Annotated in this window: 1 protein-coding gene; it reads right to left on the bottom strand. The window is 68.1% G+C overall.

Annotated features, from left to right (window positions below):
* On the bottom strand, positions 1-555 hold a 555-nt coding region (locus tag ACLD7X_RS18095; protein WP_411425075.1), incomplete at both ends, for a hypothetical protein.

The following is a 555-nucleotide window of genomic DNA, read 5'->3' on the forward strand; positions in this document are numbered from 1 at the left end:
TGGATCCCGACGGTGCGCAGGGGCACCATCTGCGCCGTGCTGCCCTGGGTGTCGCGCAAGAGGTTCTCCAGCACCTCGGCGCTGCGCTCGCCCGTGGTCTGGCCCAGCAGGTTGTCCCATCCGTCGCGGGCGGTGGTCTGCCCGGTGGTGCCGTGGCCGGTGCCGAACAGCACGTCGTCGGCTTGGTCGCCCTGTCCACCGCCCCCCATGTTCCAGGGCGCCCTCGTGCCCTGCATCAGCGTGCCCAGATAATCCTCGGACCCGATGACCTGGGCGATCTTCTTGCCCTTGTCGCTGTCCGCGGGTTCCCCGATCGCGGTCAGCACACGTTCGGTCAGCGCCGCCACGAACAGTGGCTTGGTGTTGATCGTGGTGCGGGTCGGGCGCAGCTGGATCAGCACGAACACGCCCTTGCTGGACGACCCGTCCGGCGACGGTGGGGTGGACAGCGTTGCGTCATATTCGACCGAGAAGCTGTCGATCAGCGTCTGGCGGATCAGCGGCTCGTCCACCTTCCAGTTGTCAAAGCCCGCCTGCGACCAGAACCCCGGCCCG

It is taken from the genome of Aphanothece microscopica RSMan92, assembly GCF_046613545.2.
Lineage (GTDB): Bacteria > Cyanobacteriota > Cyanobacteriia > PCC-6307 > Cyanobiaceae > NIES-981.